18 protein-coding genes are annotated in these 17,013 nt (G+C 45.7%); 3 read left to right on the top strand and 15 right to left on the bottom strand.

Annotated features, from left to right (window positions below):
• Positions 1 to 240: 240 nt before the first annotated feature.
• Positions 241 to 1,212, bottom strand: a complete 972-nt coding sequence (pta, locus tag V7161_RS11710; RefSeq protein WP_335445309.1) for a phosphate acetyltransferase — start codon at positions 1,210 to 1,212, stop codon at positions 241 to 243.
• Between the two features lie 234 nt (positions 1,213 to 1,446).
• Between pta and hemQ the strand changes: the two genes are divergently transcribed.
• A complete protein-coding gene (gene hemQ, locus V7161_RS11705; RefSeq protein ID WP_335445307.1) occupies positions 1,447 to 2,190 on the top strand; it encodes a hydrogen peroxide-dependent heme synthase in 744 nt (247 codons plus the stop codon).
• A 183-nt stretch (positions 2,191 to 2,373) separates the two neighbouring features.
• The gene (gerQ, locus tag V7161_RS11700) at positions 2,374 to 2,832 is read left to right on the top strand and encodes a spore coat protein GerQ (RefSeq protein ID WP_335445305.1); all 459 of its coding nucleotides are present in this window, start codon (positions 2,374 to 2,376) and stop codon (positions 2,830 to 2,832) included.
• A gap of 44 nt (positions 2,833 to 2,876) precedes the next feature.
• On the opposite strand, the gene V7161_RS11695 is transcribed toward gerQ, so the two are convergent.
• The 14 genes from V7161_RS11695 to fdhD form a co-directional block, all read right to left on the bottom strand.
• Positions 2,877 to 3,248: a DUF423 domain-containing protein gene (locus V7161_RS11695; protein ID WP_335445303.1), complete on the bottom strand. Its 372-nt coding sequence runs from the start codon at positions 3,246 to 3,248 to the stop codon at positions 2,877 to 2,879.
• 88 nt (positions 3,249 to 3,336) lie between these two features.
• Positions 3,337 to 3,633: a YwdI family protein gene (locus V7161_RS11690; RefSeq protein WP_335445301.1), complete on the bottom strand. Its 297-nt coding sequence runs from the start codon at positions 3,631 to 3,633 to the stop codon at positions 3,337 to 3,339.
• A gap of 162 nt (positions 3,634 to 3,795) precedes the next feature.
• Positions 3,796 to 4,815, bottom strand: a complete 1,020-nt coding sequence (locus tag V7161_RS11685) for a thiazole biosynthesis adenylyltransferase ThiF (protein ID WP_335445299.1) — start codon at positions 4,813 to 4,815, stop codon at positions 3,796 to 3,798.
• A gap of 154 nt (positions 4,816 to 4,969) precedes the next feature.
• Positions 4,970 to 5,203: a molybdopterin converting factor subunit 1 gene (moaD, locus tag V7161_RS11680; RefSeq protein WP_335445298.1), complete on the bottom strand. Its 234-nt coding sequence runs from the start codon at positions 5,201 to 5,203 to the stop codon at positions 4,970 to 4,972.
• Positions 5,196 to 5,663 carry a molybdenum cofactor biosynthesis protein MoaE gene (locus V7161_RS11675; RefSeq protein ID WP_335445296.1) on the bottom strand — a complete coding sequence of 156 codons (468 nt, stop codon included), beginning with the start codon at positions 5,661 to 5,663 and terminating at the stop codon, positions 5,196 to 5,198. Before V7161_RS11675 ends, moaD begins: the two co-directional genes overlap by 8 nt.
• Positions 5,660 to 7,585: a molybdopterin biosynthesis protein gene (locus V7161_RS11670; protein WP_335445294.1), complete on the bottom strand. Its 1,926-nt coding sequence runs from the start codon at positions 7,583 to 7,585 to the stop codon at positions 5,660 to 5,662. The genes V7161_RS11675 and V7161_RS11670 overlap by 4 nt, the downstream gene beginning before the upstream one ends.
• 12 nt (positions 7,586 to 7,597) lie before the next feature.
• Positions 7,598 to 8,830: a molybdopterin molybdotransferase MoeA gene (locus V7161_RS11665; RefSeq protein WP_335445292.1), complete on the bottom strand. Its 1,233-nt coding sequence runs from the start codon at positions 8,828 to 8,830 to the stop codon at positions 7,598 to 7,600.
• A 17-nt stretch (positions 8,831 to 8,847) separates the two neighbouring features.
• Entirely contained in the window at positions 8,848 to 9,447 is a 600-nt protein-coding gene (gene mobA, locus V7161_RS11660) for a molybdenum cofactor guanylyltransferase (RefSeq protein ID WP_335445291.1), read from the bottom strand.
• On the bottom strand, positions 9,444 to 10,259 hold the full coding sequence (locus tag V7161_RS11655; RefSeq protein WP_335445289.1) for a formate dehydrogenase accessory protein FdhE: 816 nt from the start codon (positions 10,257 to 10,259) through the stop codon (positions 9,444 to 9,446). The genes mobA and V7161_RS11655 overlap by 4 nt, the downstream gene beginning before the upstream one ends.
• A 13-nt stretch (positions 10,260 to 10,272) precedes the next feature.
• Complete coding sequence (locus V7161_RS11650; protein WP_335445287.1) at positions 10,273 to 10,410, bottom strand: hypothetical protein; 138 nt, start codon at positions 10,408 to 10,410, stop codon at positions 10,273 to 10,275.
• A 15-nt stretch (positions 10,411 to 10,425) separates the two neighbouring features.
• Positions 10,426 to 11,133: a formate dehydrogenase subunit gamma gene (locus V7161_RS11645; protein WP_335445285.1), complete on the bottom strand. Its 708-nt coding sequence runs from the start codon at positions 11,131 to 11,133 to the stop codon at positions 10,426 to 10,428.
• Positions 11,126 to 11,953 carry a 4Fe-4S dicluster domain-containing protein gene (locus V7161_RS11640; RefSeq protein WP_335445283.1) on the bottom strand — a complete coding sequence of 276 codons (828 nt, stop codon included), beginning with the start codon at positions 11,951 to 11,953 and terminating at the stop codon, positions 11,126 to 11,128. Before V7161_RS11640 ends, V7161_RS11645 begins: the two co-directional genes overlap by 8 nt.
• Positions 11,953 to 14,931, bottom strand: coding sequence for a formate dehydrogenase-N subunit alpha (fdnG, locus tag V7161_RS11635; protein WP_335445382.1), 2,979 nt, complete (start codon positions 14,929 to 14,931; stop codon positions 11,953 to 11,955). The genes V7161_RS11640 and fdnG overlap by 1 nt, the downstream gene beginning before the upstream one ends.
• A gap of 78 nt (positions 14,932 to 15,009) precedes the next feature.
• Entirely contained in the window at positions 15,010 to 15,786 is a 777-nt protein-coding gene (gene fdhD, locus V7161_RS11630; RefSeq protein WP_335445282.1) for a formate dehydrogenase accessory sulfurtransferase FdhD, read from the bottom strand.
• A gap of 277 nt (positions 15,787 to 16,063) precedes the next feature.
• On the opposite strand from fdhD, the gene pdxK reads away from it, so the two are divergent.
• The gene (gene pdxK / locus V7161_RS11625; RefSeq protein ID WP_335445280.1) at positions 16,064 to 16,900 is read left to right on the top strand and encodes a pyridoxine/pyridoxal/pyridoxamine kinase; all 837 of its coding nucleotides are present in this window, start codon (positions 16,064 to 16,066) and stop codon (positions 16,898 to 16,900) included.
• The last annotated feature ends 113 nt before the right edge of the window (positions 16,901 to 17,013 follow it).

Below are 17,013 nucleotides of genomic sequence, written 5' to 3'. Positions count from 1 at the left end.
CCTTGAATGTTTGATTGATAGGGTAATTTTATCAAATAGCGAGCTTCTTGTCCTGTTTCCTTCCAATAAGTGTCTAAATAGACAATACACTTTAAAAAATAGACAAAGTGGCTTTAAAAATAGACAAAGCCCCCTTGAAAATAGACAAAACCCTCAAAAAGATAGACAAAACTACCCAAAAAATAGACAAACCTCAAAAAAGAGCCAGCCCACCTCCGGACCAGCTCTTCCAAAATCCATTTATAACCCCTGCGCCGCCGTAATTAACGCCAACTTATAGACATCTTCTTCATTACAGCCGCGGGACAGGTCATTAACCGGCTTATTCAAGCCTTGTAAAATCGGGCCTACCGCTTCAAACCCGCCTAAACGCTGGGCAATTTTGTACCCGATATTTCCAGCTTCAAGGCTTGGGAAAATAAACACGTTCGCATCTCCTTGCAGCACAGAACCAGGCGCTTTGCTTTTAGCAACAGATGGAACAAACGCGGCATCAAATTGAAACTCTCCGTCGAGCACAAGCGAGGCATCGCGGCGTTTCGCCTCAGCGACAGCTTCGACAACCTTTTCCGTTTCAGGAGATTTCGCCGAACCCTTCGTTGAAAATGAAAGCATCGCAATCCGCGGCTCAAGATCAAACATCTCAGCCGTCTTTGCGCTTTCGATCGCGATTTCCGCTAAATCCAGGCTGTCAGGTGCAATGTTAATAGCGCAATCGGCAAACACATACTTCTCATCTCCACGCACCATGATGAACACACCGGAAGTTTTCCGTACGCCATCTTTTGTTTTAATGATTTGCAGCGCCGGGCGGACCGTATCGGCCGTGGAGTGGGCCGCACCGCTAACCAAGCCGTGTGCTTTATTTAAATACACCAGCATCGTGCCAAAATAGTTTTCATCGAGCAAGATTTTACGCGCATCCTCTTCGGTTGCTTTCCCTTTGCGGCGCTCAACAAATGCCGCAACAAGCTCATCCATTCCCGCATAGTTGGCAGGGTCATAGATTTCCGCTGCCTCCAAGGAAACACCAAGCTCGCTTGCCTTTGCCTGCACCTGCTCAATGCTGCCAATCAGAATCGGGGTCAGCAGTTTTTCCTCTGCCAAACGGCTGGCCGCACGAACCACCCGCTCGTCCAAGCCTTCTGGAAATACAATTTTTACATCACGTCCGGAAATTTTTTGCTTTAATCCTTCAAATAAATCACTCACAAAACAAACCTCCCTAAAAAAACTACCTACCAAGCATACTTTACCTGGCTAAAATTTCAATGATTTTACTCACAGAGAACGGTTTCACTCAAAATGTTTTTGTTTTCAAAAAATTGCACGCTATCCTTTACTATTTACTATTTTTTATAAAAATATCCTTCAAGGTTTTATTAAAGCTTCTGTTGGTCAAACTATGTTATAGTTATTTAGAATGATTATTTAGGAGTGATTGTAATGAGTGAAGCAGCACAAACGCTTGATGGCTGGTATTGCCTGCATGATTTTCGTACAGTTGACTGGACAACTTGGAAGATGCTTTCAAGCGATGAGCGCCAGTCCGCTATCCACGAGTTTTTAAGTCTAGTTGACAAATGGAATACTACCCAGGAACGCAAAGAAGGCAGCCATGCCCTATATACAATCGTTGGCCAAAAGGCTGATTTTATGATGATGATCCTTCGTCCAACAATGGAAGAATTAAATGAAATTGAAACCGAATTCAATAAAACAAAATTAGCGGAATTCACAATCCCTGCTCATTCCTATGTATCGGTAGTGGAGCTGAGCAACTATTTGCCTGCCGGTGAAGACCCATATCAAAATCCGCAAATCCTTGCACGTCTGTATCCGACGCTTCCGCAAACAAAGCATGTTTGTTTCTATCCAATGGATAAGCGCCGCCAGGGCAATGATAACTGGTACATGCTGCCGATGGAGGAGCGCCGCAATATGATGCGCAGCCATGGCATGATCGGCCGTACATATGCTGGTAAAGTGAAGCAAATCATCACTGGCTCTGTTGGTTTTGACGATTACGAATGGGGCGTAACCCTGTTTGCTGAAGATGTACTTCAGTTTAAAAAACTTGTTTATGAAATGCGTTTTGATGAAGTCAGCGCGCGCTACGGCGAATTCGGAGCTTTCTTTGTCGGCAATCTGTTAGAGGAAGAACGCGTACCAAAATTCCTTCATGTTTAATCCAAAAAAGCTCCGGCCTCTGCTAGGAGCTTTTTTGTTTTTCCGCCTAATCCTTAAGTCATATCTTAGGACTTTCCCTCATACTAATAAAACAGCGAGTCTTGGTAAAAGTCTGCAGGAACCATTTTGGGCTTATGGGAGTATGAATAGAATGTTGAGCCTACATTTTTAGGAGGGAAAAAGATGAGTCAATATTACAATCCACAAGGATTTCAGCCTTATACTCCGGGAGGGCAGCCAGGAGTGGCGGGGCAGCCATTTTATCCTGGCACACAACAAGGATTTCCGCCTGCCGGCGCGGGCGCTACGCCAACACCGCAACAAGCGGCCGCTGCAGCATCTTTACAGGCAGGCATGCTGCCAATTGAACAATCCTACATCGAAAATATTCTACGTTTAAACAAAGGCAAACTTGTAAGTGTTTTTGCTACCTTTGAAGGCAGCACCTCATGGAATTCCAAGGAATTTAGAGGAATCATTGAAGCTGCTGGAAGAGATCATGTTATTTTAAGTGATCCACAAAAAGGTACACGTTTCCTCATCCCAATGGTGGCCGTGGACTATATTACTTTCTCCGAAGAAATCGAGTACGAATATCCATATGGCGGCGGGCAACAATTAGGTACGTTCCCTCCAAGGTAAATAAAAAAAGGCATTCGGACCTCGAGTCCAATGCCTTTTTTCGTTTATAAATGTTTTACCGTCCCGACGATTATCAAAATCCACGCTGCTAAAAAACAAACACCGCCAATGGGGGTAATCGCTCCTAAAACGCCTACCTTCGTCAAGCTTAACAGGTACAAGCTGCCGCTAAATAAAATGATTCCTGCCAGCATCAACCATCCGGACCAGCTAAACAAAGAGCTGACTGGAACCTTGCCGAGAAGGAGACCAATGATTAACAGGCCTGTGGCATGAAACATTTGATAGGTTACACCCGTTTTCCAAATATCTAAATAATGGGCGTCCAGTCTATCCTTTAATCCATGTGCCCCAAAGGCGCCCAGTGCAACGGCCAAAAAGGCATTGATGGCACCAATTATAATAAAAGTTTTCATCTTCTATATTTCCTCCCCTTCATGTCTAGCTTCAGCGCCTAGGGGCTCGGGGTCATAAGCCCCTGTACAAGGCGCTTCCGCTTTTCGGTTAAAAATCAAATAACGAATCACCATTAGCTTCGTCACCTAATTCTAATTTTTTAGGTTGCTGCAGTGATACTGGCTGATTCTGAAATGCCGGCTGTGTGATAACAGGATGAACCTGAGCCTTAGCGGCTGGAGTCCATGATGCGTCCCTTATACTAGGCTTTTCTTCCAGTATCAATTCGCATAATATTTTAATAGAGTAAATCTTTTCCCGCAAGCTTTCTTCCTTCTGAGCTGTTTGCGCCTGCTTTAATTCTGTTTCCATTTTGTCTAATAGTTTTTGGATGGATATATTCACGTTTGACACCTCAAAATTAAGACTCGCTTCTATTCTACCTGAGTATTGACTTTTTTACGAAAAATTAGACCGTTGGCTGCGACAATATTTTCATGTTCCACGTGAAACATGTCATTTTATGTCATTTAAAATACCCGCACCAATGAAGGCACGGGCTTAAAATTATCCTAGTATTCTCTGGTAAATAGACTTCGCATGCGTCAAATCTTTTGTTCCGTGGATGAGGGCACGGCCATCTTGAAAAATAACCATCCGCTCCGGACCCATTTCCACTGAAACTAGATAGGGATTGCCTTTAACCGTATATCCAAGTGAACTAAGTTGACCGGAAAGCCGTTCCAGTGAAAGCTCTCCTGCCGAGGAAGGGCGGATTTGCACCGTATCGCGGCCGCACAGCACTGTCGTTTTTGTCATATTTTCCTGATCAAGATAAGGGTAAGTCCGCTCCTCGCCGCAGGATAAGCAGCCGGCAAACTTCGCCTTCGACATTTTCAAACTCGTATATTGGTTTCGCCATAAATCAAAGCTGACAAACGATGTGCGTACTGCCTCCCAATCCTCCGCCAACATTTTTAATGCTTCGGCCGTCTGATGGGCGATGACCATTTGCACCGCAGGAGAAATAATTCCGCCGGTATCGCAGGTCATCCCCTGGAGCGGGATGCTGCGCAGCAGGCAGTTCAAGCACGGCGTTTTCCCCGGAATAATCGAAAAACTCATTCCAAAGCTGCCGACACAAGCGCCGTAAATCCATGGAACCTTATATTTTTGCGATACATCGTTCATCGCCATCCGTGTTTCAAAATTGTCCGTCGCATCAATCATCACATCCACACCGGAGACGAGCTCTTCCAGCAATTCAGGGTTTGCGTCACCGATGATCGCCCGGATTTCCACATCGGAATTAATGGCGTGCAGCCGCTTTTCCGCTGCAGCAGCCTTCGGAAGCTTCTCAGCAACATCCTCTTCCGTGTAGAGCTGCTGGCGCTGGAGGTTGCTTGCTTCGACGTAATCACGATCGATGATGGTAATCCGCCCGACTCCGGCTCGGGTCAATACCTCAGCATTACCTGAACCAAGAGCCCCGGCCCCGATAATAAGGACATGTTTTTCGCTAATTTTTGCTTGTCCGCCTTTGCCGATGCCCGGAAAGAGGACCTGCCGTGAATACCGTTCGTTCAAATTTTTCACCTCGCTAATAGAAAACTCGCCGTTTGGCGAGCTTAATGCACTAATTCATGTTTTTTTGCCTATTAAAAGGTATTATCCGAGATTTTAATTGCAAATTTTCCATGTTTATTTGCGAATCAACCGCTTTTATTTGCGAATCTAAAAATCAACCGCCGCTCACTGGCGGAATAAAAGCAATCTCATCACCGTCACGGATGACCTCGTCATTGGAAGCAAACTCTTCATTAATCGCGGTCATGACGGTATCCATTCGCGGAAGGTCGTACTGAGCCGCCAAATCCGCTTTCAATTCAGCGACCGTTTTCCCGCCCGCCTCCAACGTCAAAAACTCTTCGCCGACGGCATCTCGTAAATGCGCAAAAAACAACACCTTATTCATTTAAGTCACTCTCCTCAGGCTTGCCGCTCGGGTAGGCAACCGTTTCGAGCTGATTACCCATCCAAGCCTCACCGTCCTCCCAATGCTCTTTTTTCCAAATTGGGACAATTTCTTTGATGCGCTCAATGGCATAGCGGTTCGCTTCATAAGCATCTGCGCGGTGCGGCGTCGATACGGCGATCACAACCGCAACATCGGTAATATCTAAGCGCCCTACCCGGTGGGTAATTGCGACGCGGGATCCATCCCAGCGCTCTTCTATTTCTGAACCGATCTGCTCGAGCTTCTTAACTGCCATCGCTTCATATGCTTCATAGATTAAAAATAAGGTTTTCTTTCCATGCGTTAATTCGCGGACGGTGCCAATGAAGGTGGTAATCGCGCCAGCTTCACGCTGCACCACTTTATCAATCACCGTTTGTATATTAATCGGTTCCTTCGAAATTTCGTACATATTCATTCTGTCACCTCTTCAGCTAAAAGCTTCGGTTCTGCATTTTCAACCACTTGATAGCCCCCAATTTTTTCAACCTGCTCTTTAAATCTGGCGGACTGAATCATCGAAATCAGCAGACGGCCGCTTTCGCTTTCATAAAAACTTCTAGTCATCAGTAAGTCATACTCTTCATCAGCGACTGGGACAAACTCCAAGTCCATTGCCATCGCTGCCGGGTAAATTCCTAATCCTGCGCCATGAGTGTCGCCTTTAACCTCAGCCGCAACCGCTAAATGGGAAAACATTTCACGATCATAGCCGTTGATATCCTCTTCTGAAAGGCCCGCTTCCTCGAGCAGCAAATCAAACAGGATGCGCGTGCCCGCTCCTTTTTGGCGGTTGACAAAGTTAGCGTTCGTCCGGACTAAATCCGCAGCCGCTTCAATTTCAAGCGGATTGCCCTTCGGTAAAATCCAGCCTTGCTTTCTTTTTAAAAATGGATAAAGAACAATGTCGAGACCGGCTACTATCTTTCGTACATATGAAATATTATATTGCTTTGTACTCGGGTCAAGCAAATGAATGCCCGCTACATGGGCCTCACCTTTTCGAATCGCCATGATTCCCGCCATGCTGCCGACATGCGAGGAGACAATTTTCAGGTCATTGCGCACTCGTTTCAGTTCTGACGATAACAGATCAATCGTCATATCATGGCTGCCGCTAAATACAATGGCCTTCTCAATTTCTTCAAGCGGGCGCAGAAGTTCGACCTCTGCCGTATCCCCCTGCTCATAGCCAATCATATTCGGCGGAACGATTAACAGGCCGTCTGCCCGGACATAGGACATTGTGACGCCGGCCGCTCTGGTCAGCGGGTTGGCGACAAATTGTCCATTCACATAGCCGATATTCATTCGCACAAAGTCTTCAGCACCCATGGAAGAGACGATGCGGCGGCCCAGTTTGACCGTCACCTTTTGTCTCTCAGGCACTGGAATCCCTAAATACTTGCACACTAGCGGCCTTACAAACCACTCCAAGGCCAGGTAAGCTGAAACTGGATATCCCGGGACACCGACAACCATTTTTTCGTTAATTTTTCCTAAAATAACCGGCTTACCAGGCCGTGCGGCGACCCCATGGGTAAAAACCTCGCCGATTTCGGCGATGATGTGGACCGTGTAGTCTTTCGAGCCGGCCGAGGAACCGGCATTAATGACAATAATATCGGACGTTTCAGCCGCTTCCAGTAAAGCCTCTTTAATTCGATCAGGCTCGTCCTTAACGATTGCGCGCAGCTTTGGCTCACCACCCCATTCTTTCACAAAACCAGCAAACACCGTGCCGTTGAATTCAATAATGTTTCCGGAAGCAAGCTCTGAAGCAGCATCCACCAGCTCGTTTCCTGTTGGAATAATCGTCACAACCGGCTTTTTCACAACGGGGATTACCGTCTGCTGCGCTGCCAGCAGCACACCGAGATCGGCTGGCCTTAACACATGCCCCTGAGGAAACAGCATTTCCTCTTGAACGATATCCTCACCAATTGGGCGAATATGCTGCCACGGGGTAGCCGGTTCGATGATTTCAATCGTATCTTCATCGATCACCTGGACATGCTCAATCATTATGACCGCATTGAAGGGGGATGGAATCGCATTTCCAGTATCCACATAGCAAAATTGCCCCCCGCGCTTAAGATGAAGTGGATGTTGCTCATGAGCGTTATATGTCGTTTCAGCATAAACAGCAATGCCGTCCATCGCGGAGGCATGGTAGTGCGGCATTGACACCCGTGCAAAAATCGGTTCAGCGGTGACGCGGCCTAAAGCGTCTGCAGCAAAGAGGTATTCTTTTTCAGGGTTCAGCCTAGAAGCTGCCAAGATTTCGTCGCGCGCTTCCAAACGGGGTTTGTCTTCTAAATAAATTTTTCGTTTGTACATTTATATTTCCCCCTATCGTGATGCTATCACAGGCACAGATTCACCCTGTGAAATACCTTCTTTTTCTGAACTGATCTCGACAATGCCGTCACTTTTTACAAGCGTTGTAATCAGGCCGGATTTGCCGATAATCGGCTCGGCCCACCATTCTCCAACATGCTCAAACAAGCGGACACGGATATAATCTGACCGTCCCATGGAAGATGGAATATTTTTTGTGATTTTTGCAAAAATACGCTCAGGCTTCCGCTCCAGCTTCTCTCCTGAAAGCCTGCGAAGAATTTGTTCGCCAAACAAGCGAAAAATAATCATGGCCGAGGCCGGATGACCCGGCAGTCCAATAACCGGCTTTCCGTCCGACATTGCTAGAATCGTAGGTTTACCCGGTTTGATTGAAATACCATGAACAAACACACCCGGTTCCCCTAAAGATTGAATCACATCAGTCGTATAGTCCTTCGCCCCGACCGAGCTGCCGCCCGAGAGAATTAAGCAATCCGTTTGCTCATAAAGCTCACGTGCCCGGGCCTGAAATTCCGCGAAATCGTCTTTGACAATCCCGCCGTATACGACATCGACATTCCATTCGCTTGCTAAACCGGCAATCGTTAAATAGTTAATGTCGCGGATTTGCCCAACTAGCAGTTTCTCAGTATGATAGGAAACAATTTCATCCCCTGACGAGAGGTAGCCGACCGTCAATTTCCGGAAAACGGTGACATGAGTAATGCCTAAAGACGCAAGCGCCCCTAATTCCTGCGGGCGAAGCTTCACGCCTTTACCAAGCAGGACTTCGCCTTCGCGGATATCTTCGCCGGCACGGATGATATTTTCTCCAGGTGCTACCTGTTTGTATGTATTTAAAAGACCTTCTAAGTCTTCACAATGTTCAATCATGATGACGGAATCGCTGCCGGCAGGAAGCATGCCGCCTGTTGGCACGTAAACGGCTTTACCGGAGCTGACTTCATCCGTCGGGACCTCGCCCATTTTCACTTCTCCCGCCAATGTGAGAAAGCCAGGCATAGATTCGGAGGAACCATACGTATCTTTCGCGCGGACGGCATATCCGTCCACAGTTGAACGGTCAAATCCCGGAACATTTTCCTTTGCTGTGACCGGTTCCGCTAAAATATAATGGAGGGCGCGGTCAAGCTCCCTAACCTCTGTTGCTTCGATTGCTGCTATTTTTTCCTCGATTAAGGCAAATGTCTCTTCAACTGTTTTTACTTTGAAAAATTGCATGGTTCCCTTAGTCCCCCTTAATGTTCTGTTTCAGCCCACTTTTTAGCGTCTTCGTATTCCTCAGGATGATTCATATTAAAAAAAACGCGCTCAATATCGATTTCACTAAAGCTCTTAAGTTCTTTTTCTGTTACATATAGAACATTTAATTGCTCTAGGAGGTCTTTCATGCGGAGATTTCCTGCTTCAATCGATTGTGCGGCTTTCTCGGCAGCTATTTTTTTAAAAACAGCAAATAACGGATGCTGCTTACCGTTGATGACAGGAATAACCGCATCAAATTCACCGCACAGACTGACGAGCCCCGCTGCAAGCCCTGCCGAAACAAACGGCATATCGCAGGCGACAATAAGGTTCACATCATTTTCGCTTTTGATGAGTCCTGCATGCAGGCCGGCGAGCGGCCCCATGCCTGGAAAGCGATCCGCCGTCATTTTTATATTCAAAAATTCATATTGTTCTGAATCATTCGTTACTAGAATTATATCATCAAACGAGGCATTAAGCGTATCACGGATTCTCTCAATATTAGTTTTCTCGTTAATTTTTAATAGGGCTTTATTTGTGCCCATCCTGCTCGATTTCCCGCCTGATAAAATAATGGCCGCTGCTTTCATGAAGCACCCTCTTTTTTCAGTTCCCCAACTGCGTGATACCCGTTTTCCTGGGCTATAAAATCTAAATGAATAGAATTCAAATCCAGCATGGCTGCAGAGGGCTTTTCGATGTATTGTCTTGTATCAATAATTTTAATATAGCCGTTGCACTGTTCGCAAACTTGGATTTGCGATACGGCGTCCCCTTCAATTTGAATGAATTGAATCCTTTTATGGTCTTCATTGCCGCAATGAGAGCATTCCAGTCGTTTCGCGTTCCATCGTGCCTGGCAGCGCGAACAATGAATGATTTTTTTTCCCTCTTCTTCAAGTGCGGCTAACCTTACGGGCTCACCGCAGACAGGACAGCCTGCACCTGGTACAGCAAGGTCAACCGCAGGCTGGACTTTTTCCGCTATTAACTGCAGGTAAGGACGAAGCGCCGTTTCGGCTAGAAAATGGGGAACCCATTCGTCCAAGCCGTTTTCTACAGCAAATCTAGCAAAATAATCATGATTGCAGGCGAAGGCCTCTTCAATCCAGCGAATCGCAATTTCCTTATCTAACAGGCTGCTAATACTAGCAAGCTTTTTTTCTAGTTCAGGATTGCTTTTTACAAGGGTGGCACTTATTTCCTCTATCCACTGTAAAAATAGGGAAATTTCAAAATTAATAGCCGTTAATGCTGCAGCAGGCACTCCAGCTGACATTGCTGCTTTATCCAGATTTAGTTTGACTGTTTCCGGGTTAATCATTTGCTTCCACTTTTCCTGAAGGGCAGTGATTTCCTTTTGCAGACTCTGGTATTCTTTTGAAACAACCGATTTAATCATTGTTGTCGCACCTCTATTTCAAGTTTTTTTCAATTCGCCGATAAGAGGCTTGGATTCGCCGATAAAATGAAAGATTCGTCGATAAATTGCCTTGTTCCGCCGATATAGATATCTTTTTAAAGGAAATGGCTGCCTTTACCTCGACAGCCATCCCCTGAAACCACCTTTATGCGCCTTTTTTTCGTTTTGGATCGTCCAAGTTAGGAAAATTGCCTATTTTCTCTTCTTCTTCATACCATTCTGTGTAGTGCTCCTTCGCCCACCAGGCCGGCACCTTTCCAGTTACCACACCGGTATAGCCAGGACGAGAGTTTTTGTGAATCACGCTCAAATAGATATGGCCGACAATAACAGCAATCGCCAGGCCGAAGCCGACATTATGGAAAAAGTAACCCCATTGAACCACTGCTCTCGGAAAATACTCAGGGAACCACATTGGAAAGCCTGAACCAATAATCATCACAGCACAAAGAATTTGCAGAATCGAGTTAATTTTTTCACCAGCATTAAAGAACGTTTGTTTCACATGCTTAAACTTAAAGCCGAACAGTTCTTTCACAAATTCAGAGAAAAATTCCAGATCCCGCTTTTTCCAAGTGACAAGTTCTTTCATCCAGTGGAAAAAACCTTTATGGTCAAAAATTAAATAAATAACCGTTGGTGAAATGAACGTTACGGCAAAGATGCGATGAAGCAGACGTGCATTCGCCGGACCGCCAAGGATTGGATAGAGCCAGTCAAAAAACTCAGTATACATTGGCAGTGCTGTAATGTAGAGCGCGCAGAATGAAAGAGCATTGATGGCATGCGCCCAGACAAACGCCTTAGAAAAACGCTTTACTTGCACATCAGGCTTAACCTGCTGTTTACTCATGGCTTCCACCTCCATCATGACCTTCGCCCCTGCCTTCTTTATTAAACAGCCTATTTGTGACAAACGCTCCAACAAGCGCCATCGTTGTCGCCCCCAGCATCATCTTGCCAATTGGCTGAGCATAATCCTTCCAGGCAACGGCAGACGCCGGCACCTTCGGATTTTCCGGCAGCCCATAAACGGACGGCTTTTCTGCCAACACGTAAACTGTATGTGTGCCGCCGACTCCTTGCGGATTATAAATATTCGCATTAGGGAAACGGCCTTTGATTTCACTTAAGCGCTTCTCCGCTTTTTGAAGCATCGCTTCCTCGCTGCCAAACCCCATCGAGCCTGTGTGGCAGGTAGTGACACAGGCAGGCTGCAGCCCTTCCTCCAAGCGGTCCGTACACATTGTGCATTTATGAGACTTTCTGTACTCTTTACCATTTTTATCTTTATAGGTCTTTAACGAAATCACTTCAAACAGACAGTTTTGCACACAATAGCCGCAGCCGACGCACTTGTCATGATCAATCACAACAGAGCCATATTTCGTATAGCTGATGGCATTTTCCGGGCATACCTTTTCACAGGCCGCATCAGTGCAATGGAAGCAGGAGGAATGACGGAAAAGATATTCCAAATCGCCTTTTCCATTCTCATGCTCGATATATTGCAGGACATTCCATGTATCGGCTGTTGTTTTCGGATGTGATTGGACACTCCCCAGGAAATCTGTCGGTTCCGCAGGCAGGTCGTTCCAGTTTTTGCAGGCCACCATACAGGCGCGGCAGCCATCACACTTTGTTACATCGACATATTTCACATATTTCGTCATTAGTCAGCCCTCCTGACGTCGCACAAGAATGCCTTAAATTCAGGTATCATCGTGTTGGCATCTCCAATATGAGGAGTCAGGCGGTTCGCGGTATCTCCCGTAGCAAATCCTTTATAGCCAAAATGCCATGGCATTCCGATTTCATGTATCTTTTTGCCATTCACACCGATTGGCTTAAAGCGTTTGGTCACCATCGCATAGGCCAAGATGCGCCCGCGTGCGGAACTGACAATGATTTGATCTTTATTTTTGATGCCTTTTTCTTTGGCAAGCTCTTCGCTCATTTCAACAAACATATGGCCGGCAAGCTCTGAGAGCCATTCCTGGTTGCGCGTCATCGAGCCGGATTGCCAGTGTTCACTTACCCGATAAGTTGTGGCGACAATCGGATATTTCTTCTTATCGCCTTTTTTATTAAAATCGCCTTCAATAATGACAGCCGCTGGATTTAATTGTTGACTATTGAATGCATTCGGAACCGGGCTTTCAAACGGTTCGTAGTGCTCTGGGAATGGACCGTCGTTCAAGGTTGGTGCAAACAATAAGGCAACACCATCCTTGTTCATCATAAAGGCACCTGTTCCGCCGGGTTCTGTTGGTGCTGTCACCGCTTTAAAATCTGGAACGTCTTTGCCAACCCATTTCTTCTGTCCGGCATCCCACCAAATAACGGCTTTTTCCTTGCTCCACGGCTGACCGCCTGGATCGGCAGAAGCACGGTTATAAAGAATCCGGCGGTTCATCGGCCATGCATAGGACCAATTCAAATAATGTTCGCCGCCTAAATCCTTGTTGTCACGATTCTTTGACTTGTTTTTTCCTTCTTCAGGATAGAAGCCGGAATATATCCAGTTGCCGCTAGAAGTGGTACCATCATCCAACAGCGCTCCAAAACCGGCGATTAATTTTCCTGTTTTCAAGTCATAGCCATTGATTTCTTTACAAACAAGGTCGATATTTGGTTCTTCACCGTCGCCGTAATTCCAATCCATTGCTAAGAAAGGCTTGTCAGCTGATTTTGGACTGTTCGCATACATTTTTTTCAGTTTTAAAGCAAGTTCATGAATGACATCTAGGTCTGGCCTTGCTTCTCCACGTGATTCAATCGCCTTCCAGCGGTACTGCATCCAGCGTGAGCTGTTGGAAACACTGCCCTCTTTTTCAAAAGATACCGATGCTGGCAATAGGAATACTTCTGTATTAATATTTGCTGGATTGCTGCCGGCTTCTTTTTGCCAGAATGCAGACGTTTCCGTTTCCCAAAGGTCAATCGCAACGAGCCATTTTAATTTGCCAAGTGCCTCTTTTTCCTTGCCGGCATTCGGTCCGCCGACAACCGGGTTTGTTCCAAATAGGAAGGCACCGTCAAGCTCGCCGTTGTACATCGCTTTAAAGAGATTGATATGGGAGTAGTTTTTGTTGCCTTTAGGTAAAAATTGATAGCCGAATTCGTTCGCGGCGGTGGCATTTGCCCCGTACCACGCTTTCAGTAAGCTGACTACAAATTTAGGCTTGTTGCTCCAATAGCCTGTTTTTGGTGTTTCTTTTTCCAAATAGCCTTTCAAGGTCGCATGCTCAGGCACCGTTGCTTTTGGCGCGCCAAGATAGCCTGTCAGGTTATCGAATAATAAGCCAAAGTCCGTTGATCCTTGTACATTGGATTCGCCGCGCATTGCATTGATGCCGCCGCCTGGTAAGCCGATGTTTCCTAATAGGAGCTGAAGGATCGCATAGATGCGGACGTTCTGTGAGCCGACCGTATGCTGGGTAGTTCCCATTGCATACATGATTGTGCCGGCCTTTCCAACCTTCGCCGTTTCACAGAAGGTTTTGCAAACTTTTAGGTAATCGTCTTTTGGTGTACCTGTAACTGTTGTTACACTATCCATATCATAACGTGAATAGTGCTTCTTCATTAATTGGAAGACGGAACGCGGATGGGTTAAGGTTGGATCCGTTACCGGTTTTCCGTCTGGTGTTGATTCAATTGCCCATTTTGTTTTATCATACACTCGTTTTGCTTCGTCATAGCCAGAGAACAGACCGTCATTAAAATCATAGCCTTCTTTGACAATGAAGGAGGCATTTGTATAGTTAACAACATACTCCTTGTGGATGAGATTGTTTTCAAGCGCATAGTTAATCATTCCGCCGATAAACGGAATATCCGTACCAGAGCGAAGGGCAGCGTAAACGTCAGCTTGTGCCGAAGTTCTTGTATAGCGCGGATCAACGGAGATAATTTTTCCGCCGTTTTCCTTGGCCTTCGTCAGCCATCTAAAGCTTATTGGGTGATTTTCTGCAGGGTTTGCGCCAATAATCAACGCACAATCCGTATGCTGCAGATCATTCCAATGGTTAGTCATTGCTCCTCGACCAAATGTAGGTGCCAGACCGGCAACCGTTGAACTATGTCATATTCGTGCCTGGTGCTCTAAATAGACGACACCAAGGCCCCTCATAAGTTTCGAGAGCAAGTACGTTTCTTCATTATCAAGTGCCGCGCCGCCAAGGCTGGCAATTTTTTCAGTTTTATTAACGGTCATACCGTTTTCCATTTCAACAAATGAACTGTCACGCGTTTCTTTTGTGCGTTTGGCAATGGCGTCAAGCATCCAATCCCAATCTTTTTCTTCCCACTTATTACTTCCTGGTGCGCGATATAGCGGCTTGGTTAAGCGTTTTTCAGAGGTATATAGCTGTCTTAATGTGGTCCCCTTGCTGCATAGCTTTCCTTCGTTAATCGGGTTATCCGGATCCCCTTCCGTATAAACCACGGTATTATTTTTGGTGTGGACGAGGATTCCGCATCCAACACCGCAATAGCAGCAAATGGTTGGTGTTACAGTAGCTTTGGCAATTTTGAATTCTTTTGTTTTCGCATACGCTTTTTTCTCATTAAAGCCCAGTTCCACGATGGCAAGGGTCGCTGCTGTGGCGCCTGAAAGCTTTAAAAATTGCCGGCGATTTAGGTTCATTTCAACCATTTCGAATCTCCTTCCCAAGATTTGATTTGAACAGAACATCCCATTTTTTTCTCTCTAATTGCTAGTCCCTTAATTCCCCCCTTCAAAGGCTCTTTCGAAAGCAGGATCTGGTGTGACATCGTTTTCGACTCTGCTGGCACGGGTATAAATCATCGCCATCTTTCCCCTTAAGTAGCCGATGACCTCAATATTTAAATATTTTGCCAGCTGTACAGCCTGTTTAGTGGCGGCTGTACGCGAAGCGATGACAGGAAAGCCGAATTTCGCTGCCTTTGAGAGCATTTCGTATGAAACCCTTCCGGTCGTTAATAAAATTAACCTTTCAGGCTGCAGGCGATTACGAAGACACAAGCCAATAATTTTATCAACAGCATTATGCCGTCCAATATCTTCGCGGATTTCCATGGTTCCGTCTTCCTTAACAATGCAAGCCCCATGCATTCCGCCCGTTTCCAGATAGAGCGACGAATTTTGGGCAAATTCACTTTGTTTTTTTAAGAGATAGCTAAGCGGATAGGTTTGATCAGCGGTTATTTTTTCAAAATTTTTCACATCGGTCATCGAGAAAAAGGTAACACCTCTGCCACAGCCGGCCGTGTAATGCTTCTTTTTTGAAAAAACCTGCTCTTCGTCAAAATCGGAGTGGAGCGATACACTGATACTGCCAACTTCTTCATTGACAACGATTGACTCAATATCACTGGCATCCTGGATAAATCCCTCAGAAAACAAATAGCCATATGTCCAGTCTTCGAGGTTATATTTTGTCAGTTGGAAAACAGCGATTTCACAGTCGTTAATCAGCAAGGTAATGGGATATTCATCAGGGCAGCCTTTCCGGTTCATTATTTTCCCTCCCCTAAAGGATACTTTTAAATTAGTCTTTGGATTAAACCGCTTTCAACGATTTTTATCACAGGAAAATCTGGCTAAACGCCTTTTTACTTAAATGGTACTTTTCTATTTATTGTTTGAAAGTAATTTTTATCACGCTAAGCACTTGGAAATAGTACAAATAGTTTATTTGTCATTTTTCTGTCAACTATTGCGGATTTCTGTTAAATTTAAAAAGATGAATTATAATAAAGAAGAGGTTTTTTAGAATGAGGAGGTCGATTACATAATGACAATTAATAAGGTATTAACCATTGCCGGTTCAGATTCAAGCGGCGGAGCAGGGATTCAAGCTGACCTAAAAACATTTCAAGAGCTTGGCGTATACGGAATGACAGCCCTTACCTGCATCGTTACCATGGACCCGAAAAACCATTGGCATCATGAGGTTTTCCCCATTGATGTGAATATCCTTGAAAAGCAGCTGGAAACGATTCTCTCTGTAGGCATCGACGCCATGAAAACGGGGATGCTTGGAACAGTAGAAATCATCGAATTAGCGGCAAGAAAAATGGATGAACACAAACTCAGCCGCGTCGTGATTGACCCTGTTATGGTGTGTAAAGGCGAAGATGAGGTGTTAAATCCGGAGACAGCGGATGCGATGCGCGAGCTGTTATTGCCAAGAGCGTTTGTTGTGACACCAAATTTGTTTGAAGCAGGACAGCTTGCCCGGACAGGTACACCGCGTACGCTTAATGACATGAAAAACGCTGCCGTGAAAATTCATGATTTAGGTGCGAAGCATGTCCTTATTAAAGGCGGCAGCAAGCTTCAGTCAGAAGAAAAGTCCATCGATCTTTTATATGATGGAAGGGAATTCAAAATTTACGAGTCTCCTAAAATTGAGACCACCTTCACTCATGGGGCAGGCTGTACGAATTCTTCGGCTGTCACAGCTGGATTGGCAAAAGGTCTGTCCGTTTATGAAGCAGTCGATGTGGCCAAGCAATTTGTTTCAGCAGGCATCCAGCAGGGCTTCCGCTTAAATGAATACGTTGGTCCGACCTGGCACGGGGCGTACCGCAGTTCCGGAGCCGTTACGGAGTATTGCGAAGATTGTTAAGAGTTAATAGTGTGGAGAGCCGGCGCAAGTCGTTTGGCTCTTTTTTTATTGGCTGTGTTAAAGAATATTTTTGAATTTAAGACTCTGTTGATTAGAGCGGAAGGCGCGAAGAC

Origin of the sequence: Neobacillus drentensis, assembly GCF_036965425.1 — a bacterium.
GTDB classification, from domain to species: Bacteria; Bacillota; Bacilli; order Bacillales; family Cytobacillaceae; genus Neobacillus; species Neobacillus drentensis_F.
The sequence above is the reverse complement of the archived record's forward strand: the minus strand, read 5'-3'. Positions and strand labels throughout refer to the sequence as shown.